The organism is Streptomyces lienomycini, from assembly GCF_027947595.1.
Lineage (GTDB): Bacteria > Actinomycetota > Actinomycetes > Streptomycetales > Streptomycetaceae > Streptomyces > Streptomyces lienomycini.
On sequence record NZ_CP116257.1, the window covers coordinates 6,208,623 to 6,227,120 of the forward strand.

Here is an 18,498-nt window from a genome sequence, read left to right on the forward strand (position 1 = left end):
GGTTGTCGGCCGCGGGCCGGGTCGTTCGTCGGCCGCGGGCCGGTGGGGGTTGCTCGCGCAGTTCCCCGCGCCCCTTCCGGGGGCGCTTCGTCGACCCGGCGACCTGGGGCAACGCCGCACATCCAGGGCCGCCCCGTCGTATCCGGCGGCGCGGGACACTCGCGGCGAAGCCGCCTTCCCGGGGCGCTCAGTCCGTGCTGTGGGCCGTCGGGTCGGGGTTCGGGCGTCCTGCCGGGAGCCACGTCCACATGAGCAGGGCCGCGGCGACCAGGACGACCGCCGCCGTGCGGAAGACCAGCGCGTAGCCGTCCGTCAGCGCCACCGGACCGGCGTCGTCCGCGCCCCCGGAGCGGGACGCCGCGATCGTCGACATCACGGCGAGCCCCAGCGAACCGCCCATCGTGCGGGAGGTGTTGATCAGCCCGGAGACCAGTCCGGCGTCGCCGGACCCGGCGCCGGAGATGGCCAGCGACGCCAGCGGGGTCGCCGCCATGCCCGCGCCCAGCATCATCAGCACGCCGGGGATCATGATGGCGGTGAGATAGCCCCCGTCCGCGGTCATCGTCGACTGCCAGCCGAAGCCGACCGCCGCGACGACCGTACCGAGGACCGCCACGTTCCGCGCCCCGATCACCGGCATGAACCGCGGGGCCGCCTTGGAGCCGAGGATCACCGCGAGGGAGCTGGGCACCAGGGCGAGACCGGCCTCCAGCGGGGAGTAGTGCAGCACGTTCTGCGCGTAGAGGGTCATGAAGAACCACATCGAGAACATCGACGAGCCGGACACCAGCATCGCCACGTTCGCCGACGCCACCGACCGCAGCCGCAGCAGCCCGAGCGGCATCAGCGGCGCCGCCGTCCGCGCCTCGACGAGGAGGAACAGCGCGAGCAGCGCGAGCCCGGCCAGCAGCGGCACCAGCGTCTGGGGCGCCGCCCAGCCCTCGGACTCGGTCTGCGAGATGCCGTAGGCGAGCGTGGCCAGCCCGGTGGTGACCAGCAGCGCGCCCGGCAGGTCGAGGCGGCGCCGCACACCGCCGCGGCTCTCGGTCAGCCACAGCACGGCGCCGACCAGCACGACCGCGCCCACCGGCACGTTGATCAGCAGGACCCAGCGCCACGACAGCCCGTCCACCAGGGCCCCGCCCACCAGGCCACCCGCGGCACCGCCGCCCGCGCCCACGGCGGTCCAGGTCGCGATCGCGCGGGCCCGTGCCGCACCCTCCGGGACGGCGGCGGTGAGGATCGTCAGCGTGGACGGGGCGAGTACGGCCGCGCCGAGTCCCTGCACGGTCCGTGCGGCCAGCAGCTGCCAGCCCTCCTGGGCGAGGCCGCCGCCCAGCGAGGCCAGCGTGAAGAGGCCGAGCCCGACCAGGAACATCCGCTTGCGCCCGTACAGGTCACCGGCCCGTCCGCCGAGGAGCATGAACCCGGCGAAGGAGATGGCGTAGGCGTTGACGACCCACTGGAGCCCCTGGGCGCTGAGTCCGAGGTCGGTGCGCATCGAGGGCAGGGCGACGTTGACGACGGACACGTCGAGGACGACCAGGAACTGTCCGGCGCAGGCGAGCGCCACGACCAGCCAGGTCGGTGGCGTGCGGCGCGGGGATATTTGTGCGGAGGCGGACTCGGAGGAGGACTCGGAGGCGGCGGACGAGGTACCGGTGGCTTCGGGCATGGATGTCATGGTCTCAAGCCGGGTGTGCCCCTTGCATCGGAATTTGGTCCCGGCCGGGCCCCGGACCGGTCCTAGGACTGTGGATGCAGGGGCCCGAGTGACGGGGCGGACGTGCGGTGAACGGCGCGTAGGCGCGGTGCCAAGAGAAGGTCAAGAATTAGTTAGGGACTCGAAGCAACGGAATAGTTGCCCGGGCACACGAGGTTCAGCCTGCACACACCACGATCAGCACGCGTTCACCGACTCCCGGCCTGGAGGCCCCGCCACATGTCCCACACGACGACCGACGAACCCGTCCGGAAGGCGAGCGGGGCCACCGTCCCGGTGCTCGCCTTCGCGGGCATCGTCGTCGCGGTGATGCAGACCCTGCTCGTCCCGGTCATCAAGGACCTGCCCCAACTCCTGGACACCTCGCCCAGCAACGCCACCTGGGTACTGACCTCCACGCTCCTGTCCGGAGCCGTGGCCACGCCGATCATGGGCCGGCTCGGCGACCTGTTCGGCAAGCGCCGCATGCTGATCACCAGCCTGTCCGTGATGGTGGTCGGCGCGCTGCTCAGCGCGCTCACCGACGCCCTGATCCCGATGATCGTCGGCCGTACGCTCCAGGGCTTCGCGATGGGCGCGATACCCCTCGGCATCGGCCTGATGCGGGACATGCTGCCCCGTGAGCGGCTCGGTTCGGCGATGGCGCTGATGAGCTCCTCGATCGGGGTCGGCGGCGGTCTGGCGCTGCCCGCCGCGGCCCTGGTCGCCCAGCACACCGACTGGCACGCCCTGTACTACGGCGCGGCCGGCCTCGGTGTCCTCTCCATCGCCCTGACCCTCCTGGTCGTACCGGAGTCCCCGCTGCGCGCCAAGGGCTCCTTCGACCTGCCGGGGGCGCTCGGTCTGGCGGCCGGGCTGATCCTCTTCCTCCTGCCGATCTCCAAGGGCAGCGACTGGGGCTGGTCGTCGCCCACCACGCTCGGCCTGTTCGCCGCCGCCGTCGTGGTCCTGCTCCTGTGGGGCCTGATGGAGCTGCGCGTCGCGGCCCCGCTGGTCGACCTGCGCACCACGGCCCGCCGCGAGGTGCTGCTCACCAACCTGGCCTCGATCATGGTCGGCGTCTCCTTCTTCGTCATCTCCCTCGTCCTGCCGCAGCTCCTCCAGCTGCCCTCCGAGACCGGCTACGGCCTCGGCCAGTCGATGGTCGTCGCGGGCCTGTGCGTGGCGCCGCTGGGCCTGACGATGATGTTCACCGCCCCGGTGTACGCCCGGCTGTCCGCCCGCTACGGCCCCCGCACCACCCTCATCATCGGTTTGGTGATCATCGGGATCGGTTACGCGGGCGGCCTCGGCCTGATGAGCGCCGCCTGGCAGACCGTCCTCACCTCGGTACTGATCGGCGCCGGGATCGGCCTCGCCTACTCCTCCCTGCCCGCGCTGATCATCGGCGCGGTCCCGGCCTCGGAGACGGGCGCCGCCAACGGCCTCAACACGCTGATGCGGTCCATCGGTACGTCGGTGTCGAGCGCCGTCATCGGCATGGTGCTCGCCAACACGGCGAACGACGTGGGCGGTGTCGCCGTCCCCACCCTGCACGGCTTCCGCGTCTCCTTCATGATCGCGGCCGCCGCGGTCGCCGTCGGCCTGGTGCTGGCCTTCTTCCTGCCCCGCGGCAACCCGGCGGCGGTCACGCAGTTGCGCGCGAGCAGCGAGGAGGACGCCAACCTGGCCCGCGCCGAGCAGGCGCTCGCCGGAGTCGGGCCGCACGGCTTCCGCGGCCGGGTGCTGGCCGCGGACGGCGTTCCCGTCGCCCGTGCCAAGGTCACGCTGATCGACCGGCACGGGCGTCAGGCGGGCGCGACCTTCTCCGCCGGGGACGGCAGCTACGCCCTGGCCGTCCCCACCAAGGGCCCGTACGTCCTCGCCGCCCGCGCCGCCGGTCACGGCCCGCTGGCCCACGCGGCGACCCACGGCGGCGGCCACCCGGTCGACCTGGACCTCTCCCTGCCGGGCGAGACGGTCCCCGCCTGACCTCCCGGCCCCGGCCGGTCCCCGTACCCCCTGTCGCACCGCGCGGCAGGGGGTACGGCAGCATGTGGGGGCACCGGCGCCCCACGCCGCGAACGACGAACCCGCAGCCGCACCCCCGCCCACACCCCGCACCCGCACCCGCACCCGCACCACCCGACGACGGCCCCGCACCCGCGACCCGCCCTCCCCCACGGCAGCACCACCGAAAGGCCCCCATGACCGCGGCCCCCGCCCCCGGCTCCTCTCCCGCTCCCTCCCCGGAGGCCCTGGCCGCCTTCGAGGCGGCGAAGGGGTTCATGCCCGCGCACGAGGGCCGCGCGCTGTACACCGCCGCGGTGGAGGCGGGCGGGCTCGGGCTGCCGCTGCTGGAGGTCGGCACGTACTGCGGGCGCTCCACCGTCCTGCTCGCCGACGCGGCCCGCCGGGCCGGAGTGAGCGCGCTGACCGTCGACCACCACCGGGGCAGCGAGGAGCAGCAGCCCGGCTGGGACTACCACGACCCGGAGACGGTCGACCCGGAACTGGGAGTGATGGACACCCTCCCCCTCTTCCGCCGCACCCTGCGCCGGGCGGGTCTGGAGGAGCACGTGATCGCCCTGGTCGGACGGTCCCCGCAGGTCGCGGCGGTCTGGAACTCCCCGCTCGGCCTGGTCTTCGTCGACGGCGGCCACACCGACGAGCACGCGAACGCCGACTACGAGGGCTGGGCCCCGCACGTCGCCGACGGCGGCCTCCTGGTCATCCACGACGTCTTCCCGGACCCCGCCGACGAGTTCACCGGCCAGGCCCCGTACCGCGTCTACCTCAGGGCTCTGGCGTCCGGCGCGTTCACCGAGGTCTCCGTGACCGACTCGCTGCGCGTCCTGCGGCGAACGGGCACGGGGATCTGAGAGCGCGGTTTAGAGTCGCTGACGTGTCGTACACAGGACCGGACTTCGAACCTCCCCAGCCCCGCCGCTCCCCGCTGCGCCGCCCGTTGACCGTGGCGGTCGCCGCGCTGGTGCCCGGGGCGCTGCTCGGGTGGGGGGTGTACGCGGCGGTCGGCGGCGGCGCGGACGACGGGGTCCGAACGGCGCCGACCGCGCGGCCGGCGCACGGCCGTCGGCGGCGCCCTCTTCCGGCGGTGCGGCGTCCGCGAGCGACGACGCCGAGGAGTCCGCGGGCTCCTCCTCTCCCGCCCCCGCCTCTTCGAAGCCGTCCGCCCCGGCGTCGAAGTCCGCGCCCGCTGCCGGGTCCGGCCCCCTCAAGGGCAAGGTCGTCGTCATCGACCCCGGGCACAACCCCGCAAATTTCCGTCACGCGTCCGAGATCAACCGCAAGGTGAACGTCGGCACGCACTGGAAGGAGTGCGACACGACGGGCACGGCCACCAACGCGGGCTGGCCCGAAGCTGAGTTCACCCTGGACGTGGCCCACCGCCTGCGCACGCTGCTGGAGGAGCAGGGCGCGACGGTGAAACTGACGCAGGACGGCGACCGTTCGTACGGTCCCTGCGTGGACGAGCGGGCCCGGATCGGCAACGAGGCGCACGCGGACGCCGCGATCTCCATCCACGCCGACGGGTCGGGGGCCGGCAACCGCGGCTTCCACGTGATCATGCCGGGCGCGGTGCACGACGGCGCCGCCGACACCCGCGCCGTCGTCGCGCCCTCCGCCGAACTGGGTCAGCGCGTCGCGGGCAACTTCGTGCGCGCCACGGGCAGCGCGCCCTCCAACTACCTCGGCGACGGCACCGGCCTGGTCACGCGCACCGACCTGGGCGGTCTCAATCTGTCAACGGTTCCCAAGGTGTTCATCGAGTGCGGCAACATGCGCGACGGCAAGGACGCCGCCCTGCTGACCAGCGGCAGTTGGCGGCAGAAGGCGGCGCAGGGGATGTCTGAGGGAATCGTGAGTTTCCTGCGCGGGTAGCGACCGGCGCCCCGATCCCTGCGGACAGCCCCGAGGTGCGGACGATAGTGTCGTCCGTACGATGAGGGGCCACCCCCGCGCTTCACACCGGAACCTTTCGGCGCCGTCGTGACAGCGATGCCTCTACCGACGACGAGACGACCTACGAAGGACCTGAAGTGAATATCCGCTCCCTCACTCGAGGCGACGGCGTGGTGATCGGAGCAGCGGTATTGCTGTTCATCGCGTCGTTCCTCGACATCTACTCGATCGACGGTGCCTCGGACAACGCCGACATCCCCAGCCTGTGGGGCAGTGGGCCGGTCGTGCTCGGTGTCGTCCTGGCGGGCGTCATCGGCGCCGCGCTCGTCGTCGTGTCGCACGCCCTGCCGCAGCCGAAGAAGGTGGCGGGGCTCGACCTCGGCCAGTTCGGCACCGCGTTCACGGTCTTCGCCGCCTGGTGCGCGCTGGGCAACATCTTCGACCCGGCGGGCGCCTTCGACGGCGACGGGGGCTTCACCAACGGTCTCGGTGCGGGCATGGGCCTGATCCTCGCGCTCATCGCCACGGTGGTCATGGCCGCCGCGGCCGTGGCGACCCCGCTGGTCCCCGCCCTCAAGGGCTCCCTGATCCCGGCCCCCCGCCCGGCCGCGCCGCAGCCCTACGGCGGCCAGCCGCAGGGTGGTTACGGCTACCCCGGCGCGCAGCAGCAGCCGTACGGCGCCCAGCCCGGTCAGCCGGGGCACCCGGGCCAGCCGGGCCCGTCCTTCGGCGGCCAGCCGCAGCCCGGCCAGCCGCAGGCCCCGCAGCCCGGTCAGCCGCAGGCCCCGCAGCAGGCGCACGCCCAGCCCCCGGCCGGGGACTTCTCGCCGTTCTGGTTCGCCGTGCCGGTGCCGCGTCCGCTGTTCGCGGAGGACGGCTCGCCCACGCCGATCGCCGAGCTGGCGCCGGGCACCTGGTACCTGGCCGTCGAGCAGCGCGGCGCCAACCTGGTCGCGCAGACGCAGGACGGCCGCCGCGGCGTCCTCCAGGACACCTCGGGCATCCAGCGCGGCTGAGCCCGCGCGTCCGCTCATCGGCGCGTCCGCGCCTCACCTGCCAACGGCCCCTCGCCCTCCGGTACTTCCGGGCGAGGGGCCGTTGGTTTCAAACACGCGTGCGGGGCCAGACGGAGAACATGTCACCTCGAACGCGCAGTGGCTCCAACTCCGCCGGGACGGCCGTCGCGGTGATCGCGGACATCATGGCCGTCATCCTCGGACTGTGGATCCTGATGTACCTGCTGGACGCCAACCGGGGCAACGACCTGGTGCGGTTCGTCCATGACGCGGCCAACTGGCTCGCCGGCTGGTCGCACGACCTGTTCACCTTCGACGAGGCCTGGGCGCGGGTCGTCGCCGGCTACGGACTGGCGGCCGTCGTCTACCTCTTCGTCGGTCACGCCATCGCCAACCGCCTCCACCGGCACTGATCCGGCGCTGATCCGGCACTGATCCGGGATCGGGCGGCGCCTGCCGGGCCCGGGGTCAGACGCAGCAGTCCGGGTCGAGTCCCCTGGGCAGCCGGTCGCCCGAGAAGACCTGGCAGGTCGCCTCGTGGCCGCCGAGCGCGGCGACGGCGAGCAGCAGCGAGCCGGCCGTCCAGGTGGTCAGCTCGCGCGGCCATACGGCGTCGTCGTCGAAGACGTAGCCCGTCCAGTACAGGCCGCTGTCCGGATCCCGCAGGTGCTGGATGGACTGGAGGATCTCCAGGGCGTGGTCGGACTCGCCCACCGCCCACAGGGCGAGGGCGAGTTCGGCGGGCTCGCCGCCGGTCACCCACGGGTTGGGGACGACGCAGCGCACGCCGAGGTCCGGGACGACGAAGCGGTCCCAGCTCTCCGTGATGCGGGACTTGGCCTCGGTGCCGGTCAGGGCGCCGCCCAGGACCGGGTAGTACCAGTCCATCGAGTAGCGGCCCTTGTCGAGGAACCGCTCCGGGTGGCGGCGGATGGCGTGCCGCAGCGCGCCCGCCGCCAGCTCCCAGTCGGGCTGCGGCTCCTCGCGCTGTTCGGCGATGGCGAGCGCGCAGCGCAGCGCGTGGTGGACGGAGGAGCTGCCGGTCAGCAGCGCGTCCGTGGTGTCGGTGCCGTCGTCGTCGCGGCGCCAGCCGATCTGCCCGCCGGGCTGCTGGAGGCGCAGGACGAACTCGACCGCGGCGTGGACGACGGGCCACATCCGTTCCAGGAACGTGTCGTCGCCGGTGGCGAGGTAGTGGTGCCAGACGCCGACGGCGACGTAGGCGACGAAGTTGGTCTCCCGGCCGCGGTCGGTGACGTCGGCGAAGTCTCCGTCGGCGTAGGCGGCGTACCAGGAGCCGTCCTGGTTCTGGTGCCGGGCCAGCCATGTGTACGCCCGCCCGGCGGCCTCGTGCTGGTCCGCCGCGTCCAGGGCCATCGCGGCCTCGACGTGGTCCCAGGGGTCGAGGTGGTGTCCGCGGAACCAGGGGATGGCGCCGTCCTCGCGCTGTACGGCGAGGATGCCGCGGACGGTCGCGGCGGCCTCGGCGTCGGTGAGTACGCCGGGCAGGACCAGGTGTTCCGTACGAGGGGTGCGGGGGGTGCCGGGGGTGCGGGGCGAGGTCACGCGGCGTCCACCGTCGGCAGGTGCGGCTTGGTGGCGTAGGCCACGAAGCTCTTGCCGATCAGCGGGTTCAGCGCCTGCTCGGCGACCCGTGTGGCCAGCGGCTTCTTCATGATGTCCCAGACCAGCAGCTTGTGGTAGGCGCGCACCGGCAGCGCCTTGTCGTTGTCGACGCCGAAAGCGCACTTCAGCCACCAGTACGGCGAGTGCAGCGCGTGCGCGTGGTGGGTGCCGTACGGCTTGAGGCCGGCCTCGCGGATGCGGGTGAGGAGCTGGTCGGCGCGGTAGATGCGGATGTGGCCGCCCTCGACCTCGTGGTAGGCGTCGGACAGGGTCCAGCAGACCTTCTCGGGGCCGTAGCGGGGCACGGTGACGGCGATGCGCCCGCCGGGCCTGAGGACGCGGACCATTTCGGCGAGGACGCCCTTGTCGTCGTGGATGTGCTCCATCACCTCGGAGATGATGACCACGTCGAAGGAGTCGTCGGGGAAGGGCAGGGCGAGGGCGTCGCCCTCCATGGCGGTGGCGGTGGCGCCGGCCGGGGCCTCACCGGCCTCCTCCATCGCGGCGAACCACTTGGCGACCTCGCGGATCTCCTCGGCGTTCCGGTCCAGCGCGACGACCCGTGCCCCGCGCCGGTAGCACTCGAACGCGTGCCGGCCGGCGCCGCAGCCGAGGTCCAGTACGCGGTCGCCCGGGGCGAGCGGGAACCGGGAGAAGTCGACGGTCAGCACGTGGCCCTGCTTTCGGGGTAGACGCCGGTGTCACCGGGGGTCGGGGTCGGGGTCCGGTCCTGGGTCGCGGGTGCGGTCCTCGCGGTGGCCGGGGAGGTGGCCGCGGCGGTGGACGGGGCGGTGGCCGCGGCGGTGGTCCTGGCGGAGGGGCGGCCGTCGATGGCCTCGCGGTAGCGGGCGACGGTGCCCTCGGCGGCGCGGGCCCAGGTGAAGTGCCGCAGCACGCGTTCGCGTCCGGCCGCGCCGAGCCGGGCGCGCAGTTCGCGGTCGCCCAGCAGCCGGTTCAGCCCGGCGGCCAGCGCGTCGGCGTCGCCGGTCGGCACCGCGAGGCAGGTCTCCCCGTCGGGTCCGGCGACCTCCGGGACGGCCCCGCCGGTGGTGGCGAGCAGCGCGGTGCCGGTCGCCATGGCCTCGGCGGCGGGCAGCGAGAACCCCTCGTACAGCGACGGTACGCACGCCACCTCCGCCGAGCGCACCAGGTCGACCAGTTCGGCGTCGGAGATGCCCTTGACGAACTCGACGGCGCCTTCGAGGCCGTACCGCTCGATCGCCTGCGCGACGGGTCCTTCGGCGGGGCGCTTGCCGACGACGACGAGGTGGGCCCGGGGGTGCTCGGTGCGCGCCTTGGCGAGCGCCTCGACGAGGAAGACCAGGCCCTTGAGCGGCACGTCGGCGCTGGACGTGGTCACGATCCGGCCCGGTACCCGGGGCACCGACGGGTCGGGCGAGAACAGGTCGGTGTCGGCGCCGATGTGGACGACGTGGACGCGGTCGTCCCGTACGCCGAGGTGGTCGACGATCTCCTGGCGGGAGGTGCCGGAGACGGTGAGCACGGCGGGCAGGCGGCGCGCGACGCGCTTCTGCATGCGGGTGAACGCGTACCAACGGCGCACGGAGTAGCGGCGCTTGCGGTTGTCGGCGGCGTCCAGTTCCAACTGCCGGTCGACGGTGATGGGATGGTGGATGGTGGTGACGAGCGGGGCGCCCACGTCGCCCAACAGGCCGTAGCCGAGGGTCTGGTTGTCGTGCACGACGTCGAAGTCGCCGCGGCGGGCCCGCAGATGACGGCGGGCTCGCAGCGAGAACGTCAGGGGCTCGGGGAAGCCGCCCGTCCACATCGTGCCGACCTCGAGCGCGTCGATCCAGTCCCGGTACTCTCCGCGCTTCGGGGTGCGGAAGGGGTCGGGCTGGCGGTACAGGTCCAGGCTGGGCAGCTCGGTGAGGGACAGCCGGTTCCCGACCAGGGGGCCCTCGTCCAGCACGGGGTAGGGCTGGGCGCCGATGACCTCGACGCGGTGGCCGAGGCGGGCCAGTTCGCGGGAGAGGTGGCGGACGTAGACGCCCTGGCCGCCGCAGAACGGGTTCCCCTTGTAGGTGAGGAGCGCGATGCGCAGCGGTCGCAACCCGTCGGCGGCGGGCTCCGGACGGGGACCCGTCTGACTGGCCTCGGCGGTCACTCTGGGCCCCCTTCTCACTGCGCTGTCCCGCGACACTACGCCGGGACGCTAATCTAGAACAAGTTTCAGACTTGATCGTCAGAGGCTCCGAATCTACCGGCAGGTAGCCGGGCTGTAACAAGTGGATCAGGTGATTCACGCCACGGCGAGAGGGGAAGCGGGTGCCCGAGGCGGACCGGCCGGTGCCAGAGGTGTTCGACCCGGCGCGGCGTGCCACCGCCCCGCCCCTCACCGAGCGCCAGCGCGAGCGTCGGCGCCGCATCCTGCACGCGACCGCCCAGTTGGCCTGCCGGGGCGGCTTCGAGGCGGTGCAGATGCGCGAGGTGGCGGAGTCCTCGCAGGTCGCGCTCGGCACCCTGTACCGCTACTTCCCGTCCAAGGTCCACCTGCTCGTCGCCACCATGCACGACCAGTTGGAGCGGCTGCACGGCACGCTGCGCAAGAGCCCGCCCACCGGCGAGACGGCCGCGGACCGGGTGGCGCAGACCCTGATGCGGGCCTTCGGCGCGCTGCAGCGCGAACCCCGGCTGGCCGAGGCGATGGCCCGCGCGCTGACCTTCGCCGACCGCAGCGTCTCCCCGGAGGTCGACCAGGTGTCCCGGCAGACCACGGCGATCATCCTGGACGCGATGGGCGGCCTGGAGAACCCGACCCCGGAGCAGCTCTCGGCGGTCCGTGTCATCGAGCACACCTGGCTCTCCACGCTGATCACCTGGCTCGCGGGCCGCACCTCCCTCGCCCAGGTGCGGGTGGACATCGGGACGGTCTGCCGGCTGATCGACCTGACGGAGGCCGGGGCGGGGGCGACGCCCCGCTGAGGGCGGTCGCTCGGCCCGGCCGCCACCACCTCCCGGCCGCCCCTCGGCCCGGGCCCGGCGGGCGGGTAAAGTGGCGGCGTCGTCATCACCCGTACGGGGGGAAGCCGGTGCAATTCCGGCGCTGACCCGCAACCGTGAGCCGCCCGCCGAGCCCGCTCGGGCCCCGGACGGTGAGCCGGACTGCCCCGCACGGATGTGACCGGCTCACGTGCCCGGCGCCCGCCGGCGCACGGGCACCGTCGAGGCATACGGGGCCGAGCCGCCGGGGGTGCCCCGTGCTGCCCGGTCCCGTTCAGGGAAAGGCACCCGCCGATCATGAACGTCCGTCGTCGCGGCAGCGCCGCGGCCCTGGCAGCGATAGCCGTGATCGGCGCCGCCACCGCGCCCGCGGTCGCCGCCGACCCGTCGCCGTCCGCGCCCGCGTCCGCGCCGTCCGGGCTGTACGGGTCCACCGACCCGCAGTACGACGGCGTCTGGCGCCAGTCCCTGGCGCTGCTCGCGCAGGACACGGCGGGCGTGGTCCCGTCGTCGAAGGCCGTGAAGTGGCTCACGGACCAGCAGTGCGCGAACGGTGCCTTCGCCCCCTTCCGCGCCGACCCGGCGGCGGCCTGCGACGCCAAGACCATGGTCGACAGCAACAGCACGGCCGCCGCCGTCCAGGCGCTGTGGGCCGTCGGCGGGCACGGCGACGTCGTCGAGGACGCCCTCGGCTGGCTGAAGTCCGTACAGAACGGGGACGGCGGCTGGGGCTACAGCCCGGGCACCCCCAGCGACGCCAACTCCACCTCCGTCGTCATCGGCGCCCTGACCGCCACGGAGACCGACCCCGGGGAGGTCCGCAAGGACGGCAAGTCCCCCTACGACGCCCTGCTGACCTTCGCCCTGCCCTGCGCGAAGGACAAGGGCGCGGGCGCCTTCGCCTTCCAGCCCGACAAGGACGGCAAGCTCCCGCCCAACGCGGACGCCACCGCCGCCGGGGTCCTCGGCGCCCTCGGCAAGGGCCTGGTGGCCGGGGCCGGCGAGAAGACCGGCGCCGCCTCCTGCGCCGACGCGGCGAAGCCGACCCGCGAGCAGGCCGCCGCGAACGGCAGCGCGTACCTCGCCGCCGCCCTGGCCGGGGACGGCCACCTCAAGTCCGCCCTCGGCGGCTCCGCCGACCAGCCCGACTACGGCAACACCGCCGACGCCGTGGTCGCCCTCGCCGCACGGGGCGGCGCGGACAAGGCGGCCGAGCCGCTGGCGTGGCTGAAGAAGAACGCCGCGAAGTGGGCCGAGGAGAGCGGTCCGGCCGCGTACGCCCAGCTGATCTTCGCGGCCCACGCCACGGGCACCGACCCGCGCGACTTCGGCGGCACCGACCTGGTGGAGCGGCTGAACGCGACGGGCCCGGCCCCCCAGGGCGCGGCGGCGAGCGACACCGCGACCACGAGCGACCAGGCCGCGGGCGAGGAGGACGAGAAGGACGGCTCCCCGTTCGGCGTCTGGTGGTTCGTCGGCGTCTGCCTGGTCTTCGGCATCGGCGTCGGTTTCCTGCTCAGCAACCGCAACAAGAAGCGGCAGCCGTGACCCGCCGCGTCGTCCTCCTCTTCCTGGCCGCGTTCCTGCTGATCGGGACGGTCGGCCAGGCGCAGGCCGCCGGTTACCGCTACTGGTCCTTCTGGGACCACGAGGGCGACCACTGGGTCTACGCCACCCAGGGGCCGTCCCTGGCCCGCCCCTCGGACGGGGACGTGCAGGGCTTCCGCTTCGCGGTGAGCGAGAACTCGGGCGACGCGGCCCAGCCGCGCGGCACGGCGGACTTCGACTCGATCTGCGCGAGGACCCCGGCCGAGGACGGCACCAAGCGGGTGGCCCTGGTCCTCGACTTCGGTACGGCGTCCGACGCCCCGTCCGGCGAGACCCCGCCGTCCGCGCGCACGGCCTGCGCCCGGGTCTCCCCCGACGCCACGACCGCCGACGCCCTGGCCGCGGTGGCCGACCCGCTCCGCTACAACACCAGCGCCCTGCTGTGCGGCATCGCGGGCTACCCGAAGTCGGGGTGCGGGGAGCAGGTGTCGGAGCACCAGGAGAAGCAGGAGAAGCAGGGGCCCACGACCGCCCCGGCGCAGCAGGACGCCTCGGACGACGACGGCGGGCCCTCGGTCGGCCTGGTCGCGGGCGTCGCGGTGATCGCGGTCCTGGCCGCCGCGGGCGCCTGGCAGGCGAGGCGGCGCAGGAATGCGACCCGCTAGGACCGCGGGCGGTCGCGCCGCCGGGACGGCACCCGTCCCGCGGGGAGGCGGCGCCCCGTCGGCGCGGGGGCGGGTGGGCACGCCTCTGCACCCCGGTGCCTGGTGGCTCTGGGCGCTGGCCCTCGGCACCGCCGCCACCCGCACCACCAACCCGCTCCTCCTCGCCCTCCTCATAGCCGTCTCCGCGTACGTCGTGGTCAGCCGCCGCCCGCACGCCCCCTGGTCCCGCTCCTACGGCGCCTTCGTCAAGCTCGCGCTCGCCGTCCTCGTCATCCGCCTCCTCTTCACCACGGTCCTGGGCTCCCCGATCCCCGGCACCCACACCCTCCTGACCCTCCCCGAGGTCCCGCTCCCCGACTGGGCGCAGGGCATCCGCCTCGGCGGCCGGGTCACCGCGGAGGGCCTCGCCTTCGCGCTGTACGACGCGATGAAGCTGGCCACCCTCCTCATCTGCGTCGGCGCGGCGAACGCCCTGGCCAACCCCTCCCGCCTCCTCAAGTCCCTGCCCGGTGCCCTGTACGAGACGGGCGTGGCCGTGGTCGTCGCCCTCACCTTCGCGCCGAACCTCATCGCCGACGTCCAGCGTCTGCGCGCCGCCCGCCGCCTGCGCGGCCGCCCGGACAGGGGGGTGCGGGGCCTGCTCCAGGTGGGGCTCCCGGTCCTGGAGGGCGCCCTGGAACGCTCCGTCGCCCTCGCCGCCGCGATGGACGCCCGCGGCTACGGCCGTACCGCCCAGGTCCCCGCCCCCGTCCGCCGTACCACCGCCGCCCTCACCCTGGGCGGCCTGCTCGGCGTCTGCGCGGGGACGTACGGGCTGCTGACCGCCGCGGGCGGCACGTACGGCATCCCGGTGCTCCTGGCCGGTGTCGCCGCCGCGCTCGCGGGCCTGTGGCTCGGCGGCCGGCGCACGGTCCGCACCCGTTACCGCCCGGACCGGTGGGACGCCCGCGCCTGGCTGGTCACCGCCTCCGGTGCGACGGTCGCCGCGCTGCTGTTCCTGGCCGCCGCCCGCGACCCGGCGGCGCTGCACCCGGGCGTGGTCCCGCTGGTGGCGCCGTCGCTCCCGCTGTGGCCGGCGGCCGCCGTACTCGTCGGCCTGCTCCCGGCGTTCATCACCCCCGCACCCGAGACCACCACCGTGCAGACGTTCGTGAAGGAGCCGTCGTGATCCGCTTCGAGGACGTGTCGGTCACCTACGACGGTGCGGCCGAACCCACCGTCCGGGCCGTGGACTTCGAGGTCCCCGAGGGCGAACTCGTCCTGCTCGCCGGTCCGTCCGGGGTCGGCAAGTCCACCGTCCTGGGCGCGGTCGGCGGCCTCGTCCCGCACTTCACCGGCGGCACGCTGAGCGGCCGGGTCACCGTGGCCGGCCGGGACACCCGCACCCACAAGCCGCGCGAACTCGCCGACGTCGTCGGCACGGTCGGCCAGGACCCGCTCTCCCACTTCGTCACGGACGTCGTCGAGGACGAACTGGCCTACGGCATGGAGTCGCTGGGCCTGGCCCCCGACGTGATGCGCCGCCGCGTCGAGGAGACCCTCGACCTCCTGGGCCTGGCCGGTCTGCGCTCCCGCCCCATCGCCACCCTCTCCGGCGGCCAGCAGCAGCGGGTCGCCATCGGCTCGGTCCTCACCCCGCACCCGGAGGTGCTGGTCCTGGACGAGCCGACCTCCGCCCTGGACCCCGCCGCCGCCGAGGAGGTCCTGGCCGTCCTCCAGCGCCTGGTCCACGACCTCGGTACGACGGTCCTGATGGCCGAGCACCGCCTGGAGCGGGTCATCCAGTACGCCGACCGGGTCGTCCTGCTCCCCGCCCCCGGGGCGCCGCCGCTCCTCGGTACACCGGCGGACGTGATGGCCGTGTCGCCGGTGTTTCCGCCGGTGGTGGGCCTGGGCAGGCTGGCGGGCTGGTCCCCGCTGCCGCTGACGATCCGCGACGCCCGCCGTCGCGCCGCCCCGCTCCGGGAGCGCCTGGCCGACCGGGAGATCCCGGACCACACCCCGCCGGCCGCCCGGCTGCCCGCGCCCCCGGCCCTCCGGCCCGCCCCCTCCCGCCGTTGGCGACGCCGCGGGACGCCCGCACAAGCCCCGGCTGCCTCCGTCCCGTACGCCGCCGAGGTCCGCTCCCTCGCCGTGCGCCGCGACCGCGTCCAGGCACTGCGCCACGTCGACCTGACCGTCTCCCCCGGCGAGACGGTCGCCCTGATGGGCCGCAACGGCGCCGGGAAGTCCACCCTCCTCTCCGCGCTGGTCGGCCTCGTCGAGCCGTCCGCCGGTTCCGTCCGGGCGGGCGACGCCGTACCGCACCGCACCGCCCCGCGCGACCTCGTACGCCGCGTCGGCCTGGTCCCGCAGGAGCCGCGCGACCTGCTGTACGCCGACACGGTCGCCGGGGAGTGCGCGGCGGCGGACCGGGACGCGGAGGCGTCGCCCGGCACCTGTCGCGCCCTGCTGTCGGAGCTGCTCCCCGGCGTGGCGGACGACACGCACCCCCGGGACCTGTCGGAGGGCCAGCGGCTGACGCTCGCCCTGTCCGTGGTCCTGACGGCCCGCCCCCCGCTGCTCCTCCTGGACGAGCCGACCCGCGGCCTGGACTACGCGGCGAAGGCCCGGCTGGCCGGCATCCTGCGCGGGCTGGCCGCCGAGGGCCACGCGATCGTGCTGGCCACGCACGACGTGGAACTGGCCGCCGAGCTGGCCCACCGGGTCGTCCTGCTCGCCGAGGGCGAGGTGATCGCCGACGGCCCGGCGGCGGACGTGGTGGTGGCCTCGCCGTCGTATGCCCCGCAGGTGGCGAAGGTACTGGCGCCGAGGAAGTGGCTGACGGTCGCGCAGGTACGGGAGGCCCTGGCATGACCGGCGGCACCCCTGCCCAGCGCCAGGCCCGCGCCGTGCGCCTGGGCCCGCGCTCGGTCGCCGCCCTGGTGCTGGTCAGCGCCGTGGGCGTGGCGGGCTTCGGCTGGCCGTTCCTGGCCCCGCCGGACGCCTCGCTGAACGCGCACGCGCAGGACGCGCCGTGGCTGTTCGCGGGCGTGCTGGTGCTGATGGTGGCCGTGGTGGCGGCGACGATCTCGGAGTCGGGTCTCGGCCCCAAGGCGGTCGCGATGCTCGGCGTCCTGGCGGCGGCGGGCGCGGCCCTGCGGCCCATCGGCGCGGGGACGGCCGGCCTGGAACCGATGTTCTTCCTGATGGTCCTCAGCGGCCGGGTCCTCGGCCCCGGCTTCGGCTTCGTCCTCGGCTCGGTCACGATGTTCGCGTCCGCGCTGCTCACGGGCGGTGTCGGCCCGTGGATGCCGTTCCAGATGCTGGCGATGGGCTGGTTCACGATGGGCGCGGGCCTGCTGCCGGGCCCCGACCGCCTGCGCGGCCGCGCGGAGCTGGCGATGCTGGCCGCGTACGGCTTCCTGGCGGCCTTCGCCTACGGCACGGTGATGAACCTCGCGGGCTGGACCTTCATGAACACGCTCGCCTCGAACATCGCCTTCGACCCGGACGCGTCGATCCCCACCAACCTGGCCCGCTTCCTCTCCTACTGCCTGGCCACGTCGCTGGGCTGGGACGGAGGCCGCGCCGCGATGACGGTCGTGCTGACCCTCGCCCTCGGCACCCCGGTCCTGAAGGCGCTGCGCCGCGCCACCCGCAGGGCTGCCTTCGAGACGCCGGTCACGTTCGAGAAGGCCGACGAGGTGAGCCGCCCCACGTGAGCCGCTTCCCCTGCGAAGCGGCGTCGTAGCCGCAGCCGACCGGTGGACGGGCCGTACGGCTGCCTCTTCCGTGGCGGATCGGTGCACCGGAAGGACTCCGGGGGCGATCGACCGCTTGTCTGCGTTCCGGGCGGCCCGATGATGCGCTCCGCCTACTTCGGCGACCTCGGCCGGCTGTCCCAACGGCCGCTGGGACGCCGCCCGCGCGGTACTGGCTGAACTGCGGGCGCCCGTCCTGGTGCTGTCCGGCGCGCTGGACGGCTCTCCGCGTCCGGACTCCGCCGCTGACAGGGTGCTTGGACGGCCGGGGCGGAAGCGTCCTCCATCGGCCTGGGTCGGGCACCTATACGCAAAAGCGTGAACACTTCGGAGAATTTGTCCTTCGCGCGCTCGGATGAGCGGGTGGAGGACAGTGGGGGGCGAAGTGTTCACGGTTGCGAGTGAGGGTGGGGGCCTGCGGGCGTGAGGGGCAGGCGGTCGAGGCGTGAACGCACTTCTACTCCATCAGCTTTCAGCCGGTGCCATAGCTTGCCGGCACCGCACCGCTGAATCGACCGGAGGACCACCATGCCCCGAGAGGCGCCGTACCTCGCTGTGGCCGGCCTGCTGCGTGCGCGGATCCTCGCCGGAGAGTGGGAGACCGGGGCGCGGCTGCCGTCGCGGGTGCGGCTCGCCGAGGAGTACGGGGTCGGACGCAACGTCGTACAGCGGGCGGTGGACGAGCTGATCGTCGACGGACTCCTCGAAGGGCGCGCGGGCTCGGGCACGTACGTCCGCAGCCCGCGTGAACGCCTGCGCCTGGTCCGCTCGCGGCACCGGGAGCGGACGGGCAGGCGCTCCCGCAGCACCGACGCGCGGGAGCGGGGCAGGGCCGACTCCTGGGACGCGGACAGCCGGGTGGGCGTCCCCGCGCCGGAGGCAATCGCCGAGCGGCTGGACATCGCGCCCGGCGACCTCTGCGTCACCACGCGGTACGAGTTCCTCGCCGGTGGGCAGCCCGTCCAGCTCTCCGAGTCCTGGGAGCCCCTGGCCCGCACGGAGGGGACCCACGTCGTGCTGCCCGAGGCCGGGCCCCTGGCCGGCCAGGGGGTGGTCGAGCGGATGCGTGCCCTGGGGGTCGTCGTCGACACGGTCGTCGAGGTGCCGCGTCCGGCCCGCGCCACCCGGGAGCAGGCGAACCTGCTCGGCATCAGCCCGGGGGACCTCGTCCTCCTGATCGAACGGACCATGTACGACACCGTGCGCCGCCCGGTGGAGACGGCGGACATGGTCGTCCCGGACCGGTACCGGGAGGTGGTCTACGAGTTCGGAGTGGAGCGCCCCGCCCGCACCACCGCCGGGCGATAGGC

Annotated in this window: 15 protein-coding genes and 1 pseudogene; 12 read left to right on the forward strand and 4 right to left on the reverse strand. The window is 74.2% G+C overall.

Annotated features, from left to right (window positions below; translation table 11 throughout):
- Positions 1 to 187: 187 nt before the first annotated feature.
- Positions 188 to 1,684 (reverse strand): MFS transporter, encoded by a 1,497-nt coding sequence (locus tag BJ961_RS28360; RefSeq protein WP_271415629.1) that lies wholly within the window; start codon positions 1,682 to 1,684, stop codon positions 188 to 190.
- Positions 1,685 to 1,942: 258 nt separating this feature from the next.
- On the opposite strand from BJ961_RS28360, the gene BJ961_RS28365 reads away from it, so the two are divergent.
- The 5 genes and pseudogenes from BJ961_RS28365 to BJ961_RS28385 all read left to right on the forward strand — a co-directional run bounded on the left by BJ961_RS28365 (position 1,943) and on the right by BJ961_RS28385 (position 7,055).
- The gene (locus BJ961_RS28365) at positions 1,943 to 3,694 is read left to right on the forward strand and encodes an MFS transporter (RefSeq protein ID WP_271415630.1); all 1,752 of its coding nucleotides are present in this window, start codon (positions 1,943 to 1,945) and stop codon (positions 3,692 to 3,694) included.
- A gap of 215 nt (positions 3,695 to 3,909) precedes the next feature.
- Positions 3,910 to 4,584, forward strand: coding sequence for a class I SAM-dependent methyltransferase (locus BJ961_RS28370; RefSeq protein WP_271415631.1), 675 nt, complete (start codon positions 3,910 to 3,912; stop codon positions 4,582 to 4,584).
- Between the two features lie 23 nt (positions 4,585 to 4,607).
- Positions 4,608 to 5,605, forward strand: a pseudogene (locus BJ961_RS28375) (N-acetylmuramoyl-L-alanine amidase).
- Positions 5,606 to 5,763: 158 nt separating this feature from the next.
- Complete coding sequence (locus BJ961_RS28380) at positions 5,764 to 6,642, forward strand: DUF5336 domain-containing protein (RefSeq protein WP_271415632.1); 879 nt, start codon at positions 5,764 to 5,766, stop codon at positions 6,640 to 6,642.
- 119 nt (positions 6,643 to 6,761) lie between these two features.
- Entirely contained in the window at positions 6,762 to 7,055 is a 294-nt protein-coding gene (locus BJ961_RS28385; protein WP_271415633.1) for a hypothetical protein, read from the forward strand.
- Positions 7,056 to 7,110: 55 nt separating this feature from the next.
- Here the strand turns inward: BJ961_RS28385 and BJ961_RS28390 are convergent, their stop codons facing one another.
- The 3 genes from BJ961_RS28390 to BJ961_RS28400 are packed head-to-tail and all read right to left on the reverse strand — an operon-like array spanning position 7,111 to position 10,396.
- Positions 7,111 to 8,208 (reverse strand): glucosidase family protein, encoded by a 1,098-nt coding sequence (locus tag BJ961_RS28390; protein ID WP_271415634.1) that lies wholly within the window; start codon positions 8,206 to 8,208, stop codon positions 7,111 to 7,113.
- Positions 8,205 to 8,939, reverse strand: coding sequence for a class I SAM-dependent methyltransferase (locus BJ961_RS28395; protein ID WP_271415635.1), 735 nt, complete (start codon positions 8,937 to 8,939; stop codon positions 8,205 to 8,207). The genes BJ961_RS28390 and BJ961_RS28395 overlap by 4 nt, the downstream gene beginning before the upstream one ends.
- A complete protein-coding gene (locus BJ961_RS28400; protein WP_271415636.1) occupies positions 8,933 to 10,396 on the reverse strand; it encodes a glycosyltransferase family 4 protein in 1,464 nt (487 codons plus the stop codon). Before BJ961_RS28400 ends, BJ961_RS28395 begins: the two co-directional genes overlap by 7 nt.
- Positions 10,397 to 10,557: 161 nt before the next feature.
- On the opposite strand from BJ961_RS28400, the gene BJ961_RS28405 reads away from it, so the two are divergent.
- The 7 genes from BJ961_RS28405 to BJ961_RS28435 all read left to right on the forward strand — a co-directional run bounded on the left by BJ961_RS28405 (position 10,558) and on the right by BJ961_RS28435 (position 18,496).
- Positions 10,558 to 11,214 carry a TetR family transcriptional regulator gene (locus BJ961_RS28405; RefSeq protein ID WP_271415637.1) on the forward strand — a complete coding sequence of 219 codons (657 nt, stop codon included), beginning with the start codon at positions 10,558 to 10,560 and terminating at the stop codon, positions 11,212 to 11,214.
- 315 nt (positions 11,215 to 11,529) lie between these two features.
- Positions 11,530 to 12,780 carry a prenyltransferase/squalene oxidase repeat-containing protein gene (locus BJ961_RS28410; protein ID WP_271415638.1) on the forward strand — a complete coding sequence of 417 codons (1,251 nt, stop codon included), beginning with the start codon at positions 11,530 to 11,532 and terminating at the stop codon, positions 12,778 to 12,780.
- Complete coding sequence (locus tag BJ961_RS28415) at positions 12,777 to 13,445, forward strand: SCO2322 family protein (protein WP_271415639.1); 669 nt, start codon at positions 12,777 to 12,779, stop codon at positions 13,443 to 13,445. Before BJ961_RS28410 ends, BJ961_RS28415 begins: the two co-directional genes overlap by 4 nt.
- Positions 13,432 to 14,613, forward strand: a complete 1,182-nt coding sequence (locus BJ961_RS28420) for an energy-coupling factor transporter transmembrane component T (RefSeq protein ID WP_381159614.1) — start codon at positions 13,432 to 13,434, stop codon at positions 14,611 to 14,613. Before BJ961_RS28415 ends, BJ961_RS28420 begins: the two co-directional genes overlap by 14 nt.
- The gene (locus tag BJ961_RS28425) at positions 14,610 to 16,301 is read left to right on the forward strand and encodes an ABC transporter ATP-binding protein (protein WP_271415641.1); all 1,692 of its coding nucleotides are present in this window, start codon (positions 14,610 to 14,612) and stop codon (positions 16,299 to 16,301) included. The genes BJ961_RS28420 and BJ961_RS28425 overlap by 4 nt, the downstream gene beginning before the upstream one ends.
- Positions 16,298 to 17,149, forward strand: a complete 852-nt coding sequence (locus BJ961_RS28430; protein WP_271415642.1) for an ECF transporter S component — start codon at positions 16,298 to 16,300, stop codon at positions 17,147 to 17,149. Before BJ961_RS28425 ends, BJ961_RS28430 begins: the two co-directional genes overlap by 4 nt.
- A gap of 567 nt (positions 17,150 to 17,716) precedes the next feature.
- The gene (locus BJ961_RS28435) at positions 17,717 to 18,496 is read left to right on the forward strand and encodes a GntR family transcriptional regulator (protein WP_271415643.1); all 780 of its coding nucleotides are present in this window, start codon (positions 17,717 to 17,719) and stop codon (positions 18,494 to 18,496) included.
- Positions 18,497 to 18,498: the final 2 nt, after the last annotated feature.